The 15,188-nt window shown below is 64.5% G+C and carries 16 protein-coding genes; 7 read left to right on the top strand and 9 right to left on the bottom strand.

The window, feature by feature from the left end:
• Positions 1–55 precede the first annotated feature (55 nt).
• The 3 genes from hmgA (at position 56) to ABFX23_RS07525 (ending at position 3,429) form a co-directional block, all read left to right on the top strand.
• Positions 56–1,333 carry a homogentisate 1,2-dioxygenase gene (hmgA, locus tag ABFX23_RS07535; protein WP_346032470.1) on the top strand — a complete coding sequence of 426 codons (1,278 nt, stop codon included), beginning with the start codon at positions 56–58 and terminating at the stop codon, positions 1,331–1,333.
• On the top strand, positions 1,330–2,637 hold the full coding sequence (gene fahA, locus ABFX23_RS07530; protein WP_346032469.1) for a fumarylacetoacetase: 1,308 nt from the start codon (positions 1,330–1,332) through the stop codon (positions 2,635–2,637). Before hmgA ends, fahA begins: the two co-directional genes overlap by 4 nt.
• A gap of 96 nt (positions 2,638–2,733) precedes the next feature.
• Positions 2,734–3,429 carry a pirin family protein gene (locus ABFX23_RS07525; RefSeq protein WP_346032468.1) on the top strand — a complete coding sequence of 232 codons (696 nt, stop codon included), beginning with the start codon at positions 2,734–2,736 and terminating at the stop codon, positions 3,427–3,429.
• Between the two features lie 34 nt (positions 3,430–3,463).
• On the opposite strand, the gene ABFX23_RS07520 is transcribed toward ABFX23_RS07525, so the two are convergent.
• The 4 genes from ABFX23_RS07520 to ABFX23_RS07505 are packed head-to-tail and all read right to left on the bottom strand — an operon-like array spanning position 3,464 to position 8,164.
• The gene (locus ABFX23_RS07520) at positions 3,464–4,663 is read right to left on the bottom strand and encodes an ABC transporter permease (RefSeq protein ID WP_346032562.1); all 1,200 of its coding nucleotides are present in this window, start codon (positions 4,661–4,663) and stop codon (positions 3,464–3,466) included.
• 29 nt (positions 4,664–4,692) lie between these two features.
• Positions 4,693–5,415, bottom strand: coding sequence for an ABC transporter ATP-binding protein (locus ABFX23_RS07515; RefSeq protein WP_346032467.1), 723 nt, complete (start codon positions 5,413–5,415; stop codon positions 4,693–4,695).
• Positions 5,412–6,701 carry an efflux RND transporter periplasmic adaptor subunit gene (locus tag ABFX23_RS07510; RefSeq protein ID WP_346032466.1) on the bottom strand — a complete coding sequence of 430 codons (1,290 nt, stop codon included), beginning with the start codon at positions 6,699–6,701 and terminating at the stop codon, positions 5,412–5,414. The genes ABFX23_RS07515 and ABFX23_RS07510 overlap by 4 nt, the downstream gene beginning before the upstream one ends.
• Positions 6,698–8,164 (bottom strand): efflux transporter outer membrane subunit, encoded by a 1,467-nt coding sequence (locus ABFX23_RS07505; protein WP_346032465.1) that lies wholly within the window; start codon positions 8,162–8,164, stop codon positions 6,698–6,700. Before ABFX23_RS07505 ends, ABFX23_RS07510 begins: the two co-directional genes overlap by 4 nt.
• A gap of 148 nt (positions 8,165–8,312) precedes the next feature.
• On the opposite strand from ABFX23_RS07505, the gene ABFX23_RS07500 reads away from it, so the two are divergent.
• From ABFX23_RS07500 to ABFX23_RS07485, 4 genes are read left to right on the top strand one after another with little or no spacing between them, the layout of a single operon-like run.
• Positions 8,313–9,371 (top strand): HupE/UreJ family protein, encoded by a 1,059-nt coding sequence (locus ABFX23_RS07500; RefSeq protein ID WP_346032464.1) that lies wholly within the window; start codon positions 8,313–8,315, stop codon positions 9,369–9,371.
• A 2-nt stretch (positions 9,372–9,373) separates the two neighbouring features.
• Entirely contained in the window at positions 9,374–10,333 is a 960-nt protein-coding gene (locus ABFX23_RS07495) for an MBL fold metallo-hydrolase (protein ID WP_346032463.1), read from the top strand.
• Between the two features lie 4 nt (positions 10,334–10,337).
• Positions 10,338–11,180 carry an XdhC family protein gene (locus tag ABFX23_RS07490; RefSeq protein ID WP_346032462.1) on the top strand — a complete coding sequence of 281 codons (843 nt, stop codon included), beginning with the start codon at positions 10,338–10,340 and terminating at the stop codon, positions 11,178–11,180.
• On the top strand, positions 11,173–11,751 hold the full coding sequence (locus tag ABFX23_RS07485) for a nucleotidyltransferase family protein (RefSeq protein WP_346032461.1): 579 nt from the start codon (positions 11,173–11,175) through the stop codon (positions 11,749–11,751). Before ABFX23_RS07490 ends, ABFX23_RS07485 begins: the two co-directional genes overlap by 8 nt.
• Here ABFX23_RS07485 and ABFX23_RS07480 read toward each other — a convergent pair.
• From ABFX23_RS07480 to ABFX23_RS07460, 5 genes are read right to left on the bottom strand one after another with little or no spacing between them, the layout of a single operon-like run.
• Positions 11,748–12,560 (bottom strand): nuclear transport factor 2 family protein, encoded by an 813-nt coding sequence (locus ABFX23_RS07480; RefSeq protein ID WP_346032460.1) that lies wholly within the window; start codon positions 12,558–12,560, stop codon positions 11,748–11,750. The two genes, ABFX23_RS07485 and ABFX23_RS07480, sit on opposite strands and share 4 nt — an antisense overlap.
• Complete coding sequence (locus ABFX23_RS07475) at positions 12,557–12,970, bottom strand: lysozyme inhibitor LprI family protein (RefSeq protein WP_346032459.1); 414 nt, start codon at positions 12,968–12,970, stop codon at positions 12,557–12,559. The genes ABFX23_RS07480 and ABFX23_RS07475 overlap by 4 nt, the downstream gene beginning before the upstream one ends.
• A gap of 3 nt (positions 12,971–12,973) precedes the next feature.
• Positions 12,974–13,762, bottom strand: a complete 789-nt coding sequence (locus ABFX23_RS07470; RefSeq protein ID WP_346032458.1) for a heme-dependent oxidative N-demethylase family protein — start codon at positions 13,760–13,762, stop codon at positions 12,974–12,976.
• On the bottom strand, positions 13,759–14,196 hold the full coding sequence (mce, locus tag ABFX23_RS07465; RefSeq protein WP_346032457.1) for a methylmalonyl-CoA epimerase: 438 nt from the start codon (positions 14,194–14,196) through the stop codon (positions 13,759–13,761). Before mce ends, ABFX23_RS07470 begins: the two co-directional genes overlap by 4 nt.
• Before the next feature lie 23 nt (positions 14,197–14,219).
• A complete protein-coding gene (locus ABFX23_RS07460; protein WP_346032456.1) occupies positions 14,220–15,017 on the bottom strand; it encodes an HAD-IIA family hydrolase in 798 nt (265 codons plus the stop codon).
• Between the last annotated feature and the right edge of the window lie 171 nt (positions 15,018–15,188).

Raw genomic sequence — 15,188 nt, 5'->3', positions numbered from 1 at the left:
ATACGCGCGAAGCGAGGCATTGAGCCTGAAAAGAAGTTTCAGGTGAGACTAACAGATGCATTACCAGACGGGATTTCTCAACCACTTCGCCACCGAGGCTGTCGAAGGCGCTCTGCCGGAAGGGCGCAACAGCCCGCAGCGGCCCGCATTCGGGCTATATGCGGAGCAGTTCAGTACAACAGCCTTCACCGCCCCGCGCGTGGAGAACCGACGCAGCTGGCTCTACCGTATGCGGCCCACCACGGCGCACGGCGCGTTCCGGCCTTACAACGGTGCGCGGCACCTGGCCGCTCCCGATGGCAGCCACACTACCCCCAACCGGCTCCGCTGGGATCCGTTGCCCATGCCGGAAAGCACCGTCGATTTCGTGGATGGCATAGTGACTTTCGGCGGTAACGGCGATCCATCGACCAGCGGGATCGGCATCCATCTTTATGCCGCGAATGCCACCATGGACACGCGCGCGTTCCAGAACAGCGACGGCGAGATGCTGATCGTGCCGCAGGAGGGCGATCTTCGCATCGTTACCGAACTCGGCCGCATGGAAATCAGCCCCGGCCACATCGCCCTGATCCCTGCCGGCATGCGCTTCCGCGTCGAGATCGACGGGCCGGTGCGCGGCTATGTCTGCGAAAACTTCGGTGCGCCCTTCCGCCTGCCCGATCTGGGGCCGATCGGCGCGAACGGCCTTGCCAACCCGCGCGATTTCCAAACGCCCGTCGCCTGGTTCGAGGACCGCGACGAGGACTTCGAGATCGTCCAGAAGTTCAACGGCAAGCTGTGGACGACCACCATCGACCATTCGCCGTTCGACGTCGTCGCCTGGCACGGCAATTCCGCGCCCTACCGCTATGACCTCGCCCGGTTCAACACCATGAACACGGTCAGTTTCGATCACCCCGATCCCTCGATCTTCACCGTGCTTACCAGCCCTTCCGACACGCCGGGCACCGCCAACTGCGATTTCGTGATCTTCCCGCCGCGCTGGATGGTGGGCGAGGATACGTTCCGCCCGCCGTGGTTCCACCGCAACGTCATGAGCGAGTTCATGGGGCTGATCCACGGAGTCTACGATGCCAAGGAGGGCGGCGGCTTCGTGCCCGGCGGCGCATCGCTTCACAACCAGTTCAACGGCCACGGCCCCGATGCCGACAGCACGCGCAAGGCGATGGAGGTCGATCTCAAGCCGACCAAGATCGAGGATACGCTGGCTTTCATGTTCGAGAGCCGGGCGATCATCCAGACCACCGACTTCGCCATGAACGGCGGAACACTGCAACCCGATTACGATGCCTGCTGGGAAGGCTTCGAGAAAGCGAAACTACCCAAATGACCGACACGACCATCGACACCGATTTCACCCACGATCCCGAAGCGGAAAGCTGGGTGGAAAGCGCCAACGGCCATCCGGATTTCCCGGTGCAGAACCTGCCGCTGGGCGTGTTCTGCCCCAGCGACGGCAACCCGCGGGGCGGCATGGCCATCGGTGACATGATCCTGGACCTTGGCGACATCGCCGGTTTGCTGGAACTGGAAGCTGCAACGGCAGCGCGCCTCGCCGGCCAGTCGACGCTGAACGAACTGCTGGATCGCGGCCCGGATTCGCTGCGCGCGCTGCGCCAGGGCGTGTTCAAGCTGCTGACCGATGAGGACAAGAAGAGCGCCGTCGACGCCGCCCTGCACAAGGCCAAGGACTGTCAGCTCTACCTTCCGGTGACGGTGGGCGATTACACGGATTTCTACACCGGCATCCACCATGCCGAGAACATCGGCAGCCTGTTCCGCCCGGACAACCCGCTGCTGCCGAACTACAAGTACGTCCCCATCGGCTATCATGGTCGGTCCTCGTCGATCCGCCTGTCCGGCGTGGACGTGAAGCGGCCCAGCGGCCAGAAGAAGCCTGCCGAAGAAGGCGCAGAGCCTCCCTTCGGCCCCAGCGCGCGGCTCGATTACGAGCTGGAAATGGCAATCTGGGTCGGCCGGGGTAACGCTCTGGGCCACCCAATTCCCATCGGCGAGGCAGAAGAGCACATCGCCGGGATTTCGATACTCAACGATTGGTCCGCGCGCGACATCCAGGCGTGGGAATACCAGCCGCTTGGGCCGTTCCTGGCGAAGAACTTCCACTCCAGCATCTCTCCGTGGATCGTGACGATGGACGCGCTGGCCCCGTTCCGCACCGCGCAGCCCGCGCGGCCCGCAGGCGATCCCAAGCCACTGGAATACCTTTTTGACGAGCGTGACCAGGCCACCGGCGCCTTCGGCATCACGATGGAAGTGTTCATTGCCACTGCCAAGATGCGCGAGGACGGCGAGGCACCGCACAAGCTCAGCAGCGGTCCGATGACAGCCATGTACTGGACGGCGGCACAGCTCATCGCCCACCACTCGGTTGGCGGGTGCAATCTGCGCAGCGGAGACCTGCTCGGCACCGGCACCCTGACCAGCGGCGAGGAGGGCGGCGAGGGTAGCTTGATCGAGCTGACCCAGGGCGGGAAGAAGGCGATCACCTTGCCCAATGGCGAAACGCGCACGTTCCTGGCAGACGGCGACGAAGTGATCATCACCGCCTTTGCCGAGAAGGATGGCTTTGCGCGGATCGGCCTTGGCGAATGCCGGGCAGTGATCAACGGCTGAGCGTGGAAGGCTAAAGCCCGGCTTGAGGGTGCCCAAGAAACGGCGACATTGCGCGATCCGTTGGTCGCACCATCTCTCGTGCAAAGGAGACAGGCGATGATTGAAGTTCGCAAGTTCGATAGTCTGGGCAAGGCCAACCACGGCTGGCTCGATGCCAATTTCCACTTTTCCTTCGCGCAGTATTTCGACCAGCGAAGGATGCACTGGGGCAAGCTGCGAGTGTGGAACGATGATATCATCGCGCCACGCTCCGGCTTCCCGCCCCATCCGCACGAGAACATGGAAATCATCACCTACGTTCGCAAAGGCGCGATTACGCACAAGGACAGCCTTGGCAACGAGGGCCGGACCGAGGCCGGCGATGTGCAGGTGATGAGTGCCGGCACAGGCATCCAGCACGCAGAATACAACATGGACGACGAGGAGACCCACTCCTTCCAGCTCTGGATCCTGCCCGACCGGCAGGGTCACAAGCCGAGCTGGGGCACCAAGCGCTTTCCCAAGGACGCGCGCTCTGGCCGGTTCGACGTGCTGGCGAGCGGGCGTGAAGAAGATACCGATGCGCTGCGCATCCACGCCGATGCGCGCGTGCTGGGCGCTACCATCGCGGCGGGCGAGATCGCGACCTACGACCTTGGCGGTCGCAAGGGCTACCTCGTGCCCGCAACCGGCAAGCTGGAGATCGAAGGTGAGGTGGCAGAAGCGCGCGACGGCGTGGCGATTGCCGATCTCGATACGCTGACGGTGAAGGCGCTGGAAGACAGCGAGGTCGTCCTAGTCGACACCGCCTGACGATCAGGGCCGCGTCCGACAGCGGGCGCGGCCCTTATTCGTGTCGGAGCGCGTCGATAGGGTCGAGCTTGCTCGCCCGGTGCGCGGGGTAATACCCGAAGACGATCCCCATGATCGCGCTGAACACGAAGCTGAGAATGTTGACTGCCGGATCGAAAATGAACGGCAAGTCCGCCACGCCTGCCAGCACGATGGACAGGCCCAGCGCCAGCAGGATGCCGATCAGGCCGCCGAAGCAGCACAGCACCACGGCCTCCATCAGGAATTGGAGCCGCACTTCGCGCGCAAGCGCACCGATGGCGAGGCGAATGCCAATCTCCCGCGTGCGCTCCGTCACGGAAACCAGCATGATGTTCATGATGCCGATGCCGCCCACCAGCAGGCTGATGGCGGCGATCATGGTGACGACGGCCGTCATGGTGCCGGTAACGGTGTTGACGGTGTCGTTGATCTCCGCAGTGTCGACGATGTTGAAGTCGTTGTCCTCGCCGTCCTGGATCACGCGGCGTTCGCGCAGCAGGTCGATCAGCTGCTGCTGGATGACAGAGCTTGCATAAGCCGGGTCGTATTTCACGACGAAGAACTGGACGTTGTCGGCATTGCCGATGAAGCGGCGCTGCACCGTTTTCAGCGGCATGAAGATGACGTCGTTGGCATCGCCGCCGCCGACCGAGTTGCTGCGCTCGTCGATCACTCCGACCACCTGGCACGACACGTTGCCCACGCGCATGTCCTCGCCGATCACCCGGTCGGCGACGAAGATTTCCTCCACAACCTTGGGGCCGACGATGCACACGCTTTCGCCGCGTGCTTCTTCCTCGGCGTTGAATTCCCGGCCCTCGATCACGTCGATGGACTGGGCGGCGAAGAACTCGCCGTCCGCGCCTTCCAGGCTTGTCGACCAGTCCTGCCCGTTGTGAAAAGCGGTAACATTCGTGCTGACGGAGCCCGCCGTGTTCTCGATTCCGGCGATCTGGTTTTCCACCGCGCGGATATCGGCCTCGTCGAACGGCGGCGGCGCGACGTTGGGATCGGCCTGCTGGGGGAAAACGATGAAGACATCTGACCCGAGGCCCGAGACCTGTTCCTGCACATCGGCGGTCAGGCCCTGTCCCAGCGTCACCATGGTGATGACGGCGGCAACGCCGATGATGATGCCCAGCGTGGTCAGGAAGCTGCGCAGCAGGTGGCGGCGGATTTCCCGCAGCGCCAGCAGCATCGTGGCGCCGATCATGCCCAGCCTGAGGCGCAGGTTTTGCAACATCAGGCGCTCTCCTGCACGGTGTGGGCGGAGCGCGATCCGCGATCGATGCGTTCCACCAGCCCGTCGCGGAAATGCACGATGGTCTTGGCGAATTCCGCCATCTCCGCCTCGTGCGTCACCATCAGAACGGTGATGCCCCGCGCGTTCAACTCGGTCAGCAATTCCATGATTTCCACCGAGCGCTCTGTATCGAGGTTGCCGGTCGGCTCGTCCGCCAGCAGCACGTCGGGATCGGTGACGAGAGCGCGGGCAATCGCCACCCGCTGCTGCTGGCCGCCCGAAAGCTCTGCAGGCGTGTGATCGGCCCACGGCAACAGGCCGACAAGGTCCAGCGAACGCTCCGCAGCTTCGCGCCGCACTTTCTTGCTCTCGCCGCGATAGAGCAGGGGCAATTCGACGTTCTCCAGCGCCGAGGTTCGGGCAAGCAGGTTGAACCCCTGGAACACGAAGCCGAGATAACGCCGCCTGAGGAGGCTGCGCTGGTCGCGGCTCAGGTCCTGCACTTCCACTCCGCGAAAACGGAAGCGTCCACTGGTGGGCGTGTCCAGGCACCCGAGGATGTTCATTGTGGTGGACTTGCCGGACCCCGATGGGCCCATCACCGCCACGAAATCGCCGCGCTCGATCGTCAGGTTCACGCCCTTCAGCGCCTGGAACGCTGCCGCGCCCTCGCCGAAGGTCTTGGTGATCCCTTCCAGTTCGATGAGCGGCGCTTCGCTCACTGGCGTCCTGCCCTGATCCCGGTGACGACTTCCATGCCGACTTCGAGTTCGTCAGACGTCACCACCGTTTCGCGTCCATCGCTCTGGCCTGTCACGACTTCGATTGCGCGAAGGCTGCCGTCGGCTTCAACGACATACACGGTCTGGCGGCTGCCGACCCCGATGGAGGCGCTGTCATCGGTGTCGAGGCCGAACTGCTGCGGTCCAAACACGCTGCCTTCTTCCTCTTCCTCGTCCGGATCAAAGCGAAGCGCGCCGTTGGGCACCAGCATGGCGGTGCCGGTATTGGTCGTGGCGATGGTGGCGGTTGCCGTCATGCCGGGACGCAGGAGACCGTCGTCGTTGGACACGATAAGGCGCGCCTCGTAGCTGACGACCTGCTGGCCCTGCTGTTGCTGCTGCTGGGCAACGGCGATGTTGTTGGAGGCAAGGTCCACCCGCTCCACCACGGCGGGGAAGCGGCGACCGGGGTAGGCATCAACGGTGAAGGTGGCTTCCTGCCCCGGTTCCACCTGGCCAACGTCCGCCTCGTCGATATCGACGCGCAGTTGCATCGTCCCAAGGTCTTCGGCCAGCACGAACAGCGTAGGGGTGTTGAAGCTGGCAGCCACGGTCTGCCCCGGCTCCACCTGCCTCGCAAGCACCACGCCTGAAACGGGCGAACGGATCACTGCGCGATCGCGATTGGTCTGGGCGCTCGAAAGCTGCGCCTGGGCAGCGGAGACGTTGGCGCGCGCGCTGGCGACGGCGGCCTGTCCGCGGCTGACGGCGGCTTCGGCCTGTTCCAGTTCGGCCTGGCTGGGCACGCGGCCATCGGAGAGGCGGCGCACTTCGCGAAGGCGCTCCAATTGCGCGGTATCGGCCTGCAGGGTTGCCTGCGCCTGCAGCACGGCGGCGCGGGCGGCGTTGAGATTGGCCTGCCCCTGCTGGATCTGGTCCTCGATCACGTCGGTGTTGATCCGCGCGAGAACCTGCCCGCGCGTAACCACGTCGTTCACATCGACATAGATATCGTCGATCCGGCCGGAAACTTCGGAGCCGACTTCCACCTGATTGGTGGGCCGCAGGTTGCCCGTGGCCGTCACCGTCAGATCCAGCGAACGTTCCTCCACCTCGGCCGTGATATAGTCGGGGCCGGCATCGTCGCCGGAAAACACCGTGAATGCGAGGATCAGGACGAGGACGATGGCGGCGACGGCCCAGACCCAGCGCTTCTTGTACCATTTTCGCGGTTTCGCGGTCGCCAGGTACTCGCCGATGTCCTGTTCTGTGTCCGTCTGGCTCATTGCGCGGTCCTGTTGCTGTCCGCAGGGGCGCCAGCCACCGGCGGGAGATCGTAATCGGAAATGCTCCATCCGCCGCCCAGCGCCTGCGTCAGGCGAACGAAGGCGATGGCCCGGTCGGCCTGGGCGGACACGAGCTGGTTGCGGGCGGAGAGCAGCTGGTTCTCTGCCGTCAGCAGTGTGCGGAAATCGGTGAGGCCCGCCTGGTACTGGCTGCGCGCCAGCAGGGCCGAGTTGTCTGCGGCGTCGAGCGCTTCCTCGTTGATGGCGACACGCTCATCGGCGGTGCGCTGGTCAACGGCGGCAGTCTCCACGTCCTCCAGCGCGTTTAGGATGGATTGCTCCCACGCGGCGAGCGAGGCGTCGGCCCCGGCCTGCGCAATATCCACCTGCGCTGCGGTGCGCCCGCCGTCGAAGATGAGCTGGCTAACGCCTGCGAACAGGCCGCCGGTGATAATGTCGAACAGGTTGCCTGCCGTCGCCTGCCCGGTGCCGATGCTGCCCGAAAGGCGCACCAGCGGCAGCAATTGCGCGCGCGCCACGCCAATGCGGGCCGTGCTGGCGAAGAGGCTCGCCTCGGCCGCGCGCACGTCGGGGCGGCGGCGCAAGACTTCGGCAGGCGCCTCGAACCCTGCCAGCATCGGCGGGGAGGGCACAGGCTCCGGCTCGTCCGCGACAATCGCTGCCAGAACCTGTCCCGGTGCCTCCCCGATCAGGGTGGAGATGGAGTTGGCCGTGGCGGTCAGGCTGCTTTCCAGCAGCGGAATGGTGGCGGCGGTCTGCGCGCGCTGCGTCCGGGCTTGCTCCACATCCAGGCTGGAAACCAGCCCCGCCTGGTTGCGCCAGCGTGCGATCTGCAGGTTGTCGTCCTGGTAGGCGAGCGTGGAGCGTGCGATATCGAGCTGCTCTGCCGTGGCGCGGGCGTTGATCGTGGCAATCGCCACCTGCCCAACGATCAGGCGCTGCAGGTCTGCCAGAGAGAAGCCCTGCGCCGCCAGCTCACCCTCAGCCGCGGCAACATTGCCCGAGATCTGGCCGAACAGGTCCATCTCCCATGCGGCATCCGCGCCGAGCGAGAATTGCACGCCGTCGCGGGCCAGATCGCCGATATCGCGGTTCACGCCGCCCGTTGCCGAGAGGGAGGGCAGGTAGCCCGCCCGCGCCTGCACCAGCGAAGCGCGCGCCTGGTCGAGCCGGGCGGCGCTTTGTGCAAGATCGCGGTTCTGGAGAATCGCCTGCTCGACGAAACTGGTCAGCAGCGGATCGTCCAGCAGCGTCCAGTACTGGGTGATATCGGCAGAGACGGGGGCAGGATCGGCAATTTGCCATTCGGCGGGGACGACGATATCGGGCTGCGCCATGTTTGCAGATGGAGTGGCACAGGCGCTGGCCACCAGAGGAAGGACAACGACGAACAGACTGCGCCGCCAAACAGCAATGCCCGCCATACCGTCAGCCCCGTCCATTTGTTCCCCGATCTCCTAGTAACGGGTTTAAAGCCGGTAATAAGCTCTTCCAAGCATCTGCTTGTAAATATGCCCACAATCCGCATCGCCGTGTTATTCACGCAACAAAGTGTTAATCTTGCATCCGTTTCGAACTTTTCTCGCTCTGATGTTGCTGGCGGTCCTGACGATTTCAGGACCAGCACAAGCGCACCCTGCGCCCTTCAGTTATGCCGACGTCGAACTGCGCGAGCAGCACATCGAAGGCACGCTAAGCGTTCACACGATCGACGTCGCGCATGAACTGGGTATCGAGGAACCGCGGACCTTGCTCGACGAGCGCGTGTTGGCGTTGCAATACAGCAGGATTGTGGACGTGCTGAGCGACCGGCTGGTTTTAGCGAATGCGAATGGCGAGGCCATCCCGCTGCAATTCCATGATATTACAGCCGCAACAGCCGATGACGCCCTGCTGCTGCAATTCCGTTCGGATGCAGCTCCTCCGCCTTCGCTGGTCGTCGATGCGCACCTGTTTCCCTACGATCCCGCCCACCAGACCTTCGTGAACATCTACGAGGAAGGCGAGCTCAGACAGCAATTCCTGTTCGGCGCCGAGAGCCCGCCGCAAACGCACTATGCGGGCACGGCCGCAGGCGTGGCGGCGGTGTTCGGCACGTTTGTGCCATCGGGCGCGCATCACGTTCTGATCGGGCCGGATCACGTGCTGTTCCTGATTGGCCTGATCCTGATCGGCGGATCGCTTCGGCGGTTGGCGGTGATCGTCACTGCCTTCACCGTGGGCCATTCCGTCACTCTGGCTCTCGCCGCTACCGGCACATTCGCGCCGCCTGCCTGGCTGATCGAGCCGCTGATCGCGCTCAGCATCGTGATCGTCGGGGCGGACAATCTCCTGCGCAAGGAAGGGCAGCGGGACCTGCGACCAATATTCGCCCTGCTGTTCGGCCTCATCCACGGCTTCGGCTTTGCTTTTGTGCTGCGCGAATTTGGCCTGCCTACCGGAAACCTTGCCTGGTCCCTGCTGGCTTTCAACATCGGTGTGGAGATCGGCCAGTTGGCCATCGTCGTGCCCTTCGCCCTGGCTCTTGCCTGGCTGCGGAAGCGCGCGCTGCAGGTGACAAAGCGCATCGTTATCGGCGGATCGCTTGCGGTGGTGCTCGCAGGTGCCTATTGGTTCGTTGACAGAGTCCTGAATCTGGGGAGCGGATAACAATGCAACGAGTAACAGTTCTTTCGGCAATTTGCCTTGGCGGTATCGCCATCACTGGCGCAATGGCGCAAGGGTTGCCGGGCGTTACCGATGCCGAACAGATCAGCGAGAACGTCTGGCGCATCCCCGGTTCGGGTGGCAATACGATTGTCTTTGTCCGTTCCGACGATCTTGTCCTGGTGGATACGAAAGTGCCGGACCAGGGCGATGCGATCATGGAGCAGGTGCGTTCCATCAGCGACAAGCCGATCACCATGGTCATCAACACCCACTCGCACCCTGACCATGTCGGCTCCAACAGCTATTTCCGCGAGAATCACGACGTGCAGGTGGTGGCGCAGGCCAAGACGGCGGCGCGGATGCAGGCCGAGGGTGGGCCGTTCCCGCCGAACACGGTAGACATGGAATTCGCCAATTATCGCCAGATCGGCGAGGGCGACGACCGGATCGAACTGCACTACTTCGGCGCCGGCCATACCGATGGCGATGCCTTCGTGGTCTTCCCGGAAGACCGCACGATGATGGCGGGCGATATCTATGCCTGGCACATGAGCCCGCTGATCGATCCCGGCTCGGGCGGTTCCATGCTGGCGCTGCCCACCACGGTGACGGCGGCTTACTATAACATTCCCGAAATCGACCGCGTGATCGCCGGGCACGGCACCGTGCACACGCGCGAGGAATTCCTCAGCTGGATCACGTTCAACCGCGGCCTCGTGCAGATTGCCGAGGAAACCGCGCAGCGTGGCGGCACGCCGGAAGATGCGCTGGCGCAGCTTGAATCGGTGCCAAGCTTTGCAGTTTTCATGGGCGATACGCCGCTGCCCGGCCTTGAATACGGTGGCACTCCGCGCGGGCGCGCCTATATCAACCTGATGGTGGCATTCGAGGAACTGCGCGGCGAAGAACCGCAACTGCGCATGGGTATCGACCCGTCCGAGATTCCTGCGCGCAGCCAGTAACGGGATGAGTGCAGAGCTGGCAGGCGACCAAGCCGCATTGCGCGCGGCCTGCCAGACCGGCGTCGGCCTGTGCACGATTGTCAACATCGAAGGCAGTTTCTCGCGCCGCCTTGGCGCGCAACTGGCCGTGCATCCCGACGGACGCGTAACCGGCAGCCTGGCCGACGGCTGCCTTGAGCAGGAACTGGCGCGGCAGATTGCTGCTGGCGGAGAGCGGCGCGTGATCCGCTACGGCGCAGGCTCCCCCAAGATCGATTTCCGCCTGCCTTGCGGCGGCGGGCTCGACATCCTGATCGACCCCAACCCTGACCGTTCAGCGTGCCGCGAAGCCGTGGTACGGCTTGATGAGCGCAAGGAAGCTCACCTCGCTTTGCCGGAGCCGAGCCTACTGGCGAAGCGGCGCTACGTGCCCGAACTGAGTCTCGTACTGTTCGGCGAGGGGCCTGAACTGGCGGCGATGGCGCAGGTGGCCGGGGCTGCCGGGATCGCTGTCGAGACCCATGGCCGCGACGACGGTTCGCTTTCGCTTGGACAGGTTCCGGATCACCTTGAAGCCGACCGCTGGACCGCAATCGTGCTGCTTTTCCACGACCACGAATGGGAGCGCGCAATCCTGCGATGGGCGCTCACCACACCGGCTTTTCTGATCGGCGCACAGGGCGGCGCCCCCGCCCGCGCGGCGCGCGAGGCAGAGCTGATTTCGCTTGGTTTCGCGCCGCAGCAGATCGGCCGCATTGCCAGCCCCATCGGCACGGTGAAGCACAGCCGCGAGCCACTTGGCCTCGCGCTTTCGGCGCTTGCCGATATCGCCGGAGCCTACGAATTGCGGCATCCGCACCATGGCTGAGATGCCGCTTGTCGCGGTGCTTGCGGCCGGGCAGGCGCGACGTTTCGGCGGTGGCAAGCTGGATGCGGACTGTGCCGGGAAACCGCTCGGGAGGTGGGCGCTCGATGCCGTCGCCGAGGCTGGGCTAAGGCCGGGACTGATCGTCGTCGGGTCCACTTCTCCGGTTTTTGCCAACGATGCCACGGACTGGACCCTGGTGGTCAATCCGGATGCGAACGACGGGCTGGGAACATCCGTTCGCCTCGCAGTGGGAAAAGCCTTGTTCGCCGGGCGCGATCTCCTGATCCTGCTTGCCGACATGCCATTGGTCACTGCCGGTCATCTCAAAGCGCTGATCGACTGCGAAACCAGCGCGGCCACGCGTTACCCCGATGGGGCGACGGGAGTGCCTGTCTGCCTGCGCGGGTTCGACGTCGAACGGGTCTATGATGGGCTGGGCGAACGCCGCGGCGCAGCGTCGATCATTCGAGATCTGGATGGCCTGACGGCGATGGATGCAGAACCCGACGTCTTGCTTGATGTCGACACGTCCGAACAGCTCGAACGGGTCGCGGCGAAACTGCGAGGTTAGCCTGCGCTTGCCACGGGATCGCGGGTCCGCTCCACGGCGATGTGGCAGATCAGGCCGTCCCGCAAGGTGTAGGTGACCCTCACTCCGACCTCCACGAACTCGCCCTTGGCAAGCGGCGCCACGACGAAGTCCGGCGCATCGGCGGTTGCCGTGAAGCGGCTTGTGCAGTCTACGACGATGCGCTCGTCGGTCGCTTCGAGCTCGTGGATAGTCAGCGTCTCGCGAACCGTCTCGAACATTCTCGAGTAGAAATCAGCAATGCCTTCGGCGCCCTCGATCCGGCCAACCGACGACAATTCCAGCACCACGTCCGGCGTGTAGAACCGCGCGAACCGTTTGGCATCGCCGTTGGAGAATGCAGCGGCGTACGCGTGGTAGGCGGCGACCTGGCTTGGATGTCCGCCTAGCCGGGGCAGGCTCGTCACCCCCTGGTTTGGCGGCCAGGCCGATGTGGTAAGCGTCTTCACCCTCTGGTTTTCGTCAAGGTCGTAGCGGGCGAGGAACTTTACCGTGATGCTGTCGCCGGGATGCATTTCACCGAAGGGAAAATCGGGACGATGGCCGGTGGCGTGGAAATCCATGTCGATGTCGGCGAAGACGGTGCGCTCGTCCTGCAGGTAATGCTGGACGCGGGGGCATTCGCGCACGCCGTCGTGCGCCCAGGCTAGGAATTCGCGCATCCCCGCATGTCCCCGCCGTACGCCGCTGCCCGAATGCATGGCGCACTCCTCGGCATAGAACCGCTGTATCAGCGCCTCGTCGTCGCCTGTCAGGAAGCAGGCGATATAAGCTTCGAAGTCAAAGTTCATTGCGGCCATTCCGCCAGGTCCTCGAGCTGTCCGGTTCGCTCGCGCGTCAGTTCGGTCTTGCAGGTGCTCACCAGCAGCGGCTCCAGCGATCCGCCGCGCGCGTTATAGCCGACGCTGGCACAATGATGATCGCGGTAGACCAGCCATGCCCGCTGTCCACGAAGTAGCTGGCTGAAGTAGCCCGGCCTGCCGTCATCCGGCGTCGTCGCCCGGTCCATCCGGCGCATTCGTGCAGCCGTTTCCTGCCACTGGGCATTAAGCGCGGCATCGGCCTCATCCCATTCCAGCGCGGCACAGTGGTTCATCGCCCGCTGCGTTTGCGGTTCGGCGCAGTCCGGCGTGTATTGGGCGGCATCGACTTCGAGACCAGCCTGCAGGAGCAGTGGTAGCAACAGGTGGGCGATCGTCATGGGCTATCCTCTCGCATAGGCGGCCAGTTGCGGCGCGAACCATCGCGCCCCGCGCCGCTCTGCCTCTTCCGGCGGGATGGTATCGAGCGAATGGGCAAGGCGCGCAAGGTTTGCGCCGGAAAGTGAACCGAGCGCTGCCACGTAAACGCCGATGGTGAACACGATTGCACCCGTTTCGGGCAGGCGGCGCAGGGTCTGGCGCTCGCTGCGAACGAACAGGGTTTTGCCGGCGTTTTCCGGCGTGATGTGCGCGAATGTCTCGCTTGGCGGCGCGGTGTCTATCCAGCGCAAGGAGGGGGTGGGAGCGACGAACCAGTTGCAGCGGCCGAAGATCCTGCCGGGCCTCAGCTTCGCCATGAAGTGGTCGACCCCGGTGGCAAGCTGCTGTTCGTATCCGTGGATCGGTGCGTGCAGGGCGACGAGTGGCAGTCCCAGCTTGTCCGCCGGGTGCCAGTCCGTAGGCCAGGCGACGGCGGCACCGATCAGGCGGTAGACGTCCTCGCCCGGCTCCGTAGCGAGCAGGCACATGTCCTCGTGGGCGGAACGGGCCGCGCCTTCAAGGCCGCAGCCCATGCCCAGCATGGCGGCAAGTTCGTCTCCCGCCGCTTCGGCGCGCGGGGTAAGTTGCACGCTTTCGGGATGGGCATCGAATGCCTCGGCCCGCGCGGCAAGATCGGGCGCGGGCTGGAGCCACTCGTCCTTTCCCAGCGCCACCAGCCCCATTTTCAGCGCTCCGCCGCCGCGCGCCTTGGGCAGCAGGTCCTCGACCGAGAAGCCGAGCTTCGCGCTCAATGATTGCCCTTGGGTGTTTCCATGATCTCGGTCAGCTGGCCCATCATGTCCTTGGGATGGATGAAGAAGATGGGCGTGCCGTGCGCGCCGATACGGGTGGGGCCGAGAATGCGCTTGCCCTGCCGTTCGAACTCGGCGCGCGCCTCCCCGATGTCGGGCACTTCGAAGCAGACGTGGTGCTGGCCGCCCAGCGGGTTCTTGGCGAGGAAGCCCGTTACCGGCGAATCCTCGGAAAGCGGGGCCAGCAGTTCGAGCTGCGTGCCCTCTGTTCCGTCGTGGCCCGGCGTGTTGACGAAGCACACCTTCACGCCCTGCTCGGGCAGGTCGAAGGGCTCGGTAATGTCCGTCGCGCCCAGCACTTCCTGGTAATGCGCGATGGCGCTGGCAAGGTCGGGCACGGCGATGCCGACATGGTTGAGGCGGCCTAGCTGCATGGTCTTTCTCCTTTGGCGCGGCCTTAACCCAATCCCATGCGCGCCGCCAACTCGCCGATGTTCTCGATCACCACGTGGGGCGTCTTGTTTGCTGGCTGCTGCGCCCATTCCTCCGCGCTGGTGAAGCCGCTGGTGACGGCGATCCCGATCGCGCCGCCTTCGCGCGCCATCTGCATTTCCGCGGTGGCATCGTCTCCGACTACGCCCACGTCTTCCTTCGCGATGCCAAGCTGGTCGGCAATGAAGTCCAGCGCGTGGGCGGAGGGCTTGCCGGTTGGCTGGGGCTCCACGCCGGTTACGCGGCTGACCGCGCCGTTGATGGCGCAGGAATAGCCGAAGCTGCGGCCTTCCTTGGTGGCGAAGAAGGGCACATCGGAGGCGGTGAGGAATGCCGCGCCGTCCAGCACGGCTTCGCAGGCGGCGTGGATGTGCGGCATCGAGCAATCCGGGTGCCAGGCGATGTAGACGGCATCGCAGTCCTTGTGGTCACCGCTTGGCGGCACGCAGGTAACGCCCAGTTCCTCCAGCGCGTCCACCACGCCGTCAGTGCCCAGCACCAGCACCTTCTCGTAGCCGCCGTCCGCGATCACCTTGGCGGCGACGGAGTTGGGCGTGAACAGCCTTTCGTCCGGCACCGGCAGTCCGACTTCGCGCAGGCGAGGGGCCTGTACGCGGCTGGCATAGGCGCTGCCGTTGGTGAGTGCGATCCACGGAACGCCGAGATCGTCGAGGTGGCGCAGAGCCTCCGCCGCGCCGGGGATGGCATCGTAGCTGCCCAGCTTGCGGTTGGAGAGGATCAGCGTCCCGTCCAGATCGAACATGAAACCCTTCGGAGTTCTTGGGGGTGTGCGCATCACTGTCTAACCTAACCTGGAACACATGGAACACTGTCCAGGGGAAGGAATCGCTCCTCCGCCCGGACCGAATGAAAAACGCAGTAATTCAGGAAGATGAGTGGAGGTCATGCCGCGAGACTGGCGTGTCTGAAACGG

Origin of the sequence: Erythrobacter westpacificensis, assembly GCF_039542285.1 — a bacterium.
Taxonomy (GTDB): Bacteria; Pseudomonadota; Alphaproteobacteria; order Sphingomonadales; family Sphingomonadaceae; genus Alteraurantiacibacter; species Alteraurantiacibacter westpacificensis.
This window is presented reverse-complemented; position numbering and strand designations above follow the sequence as displayed.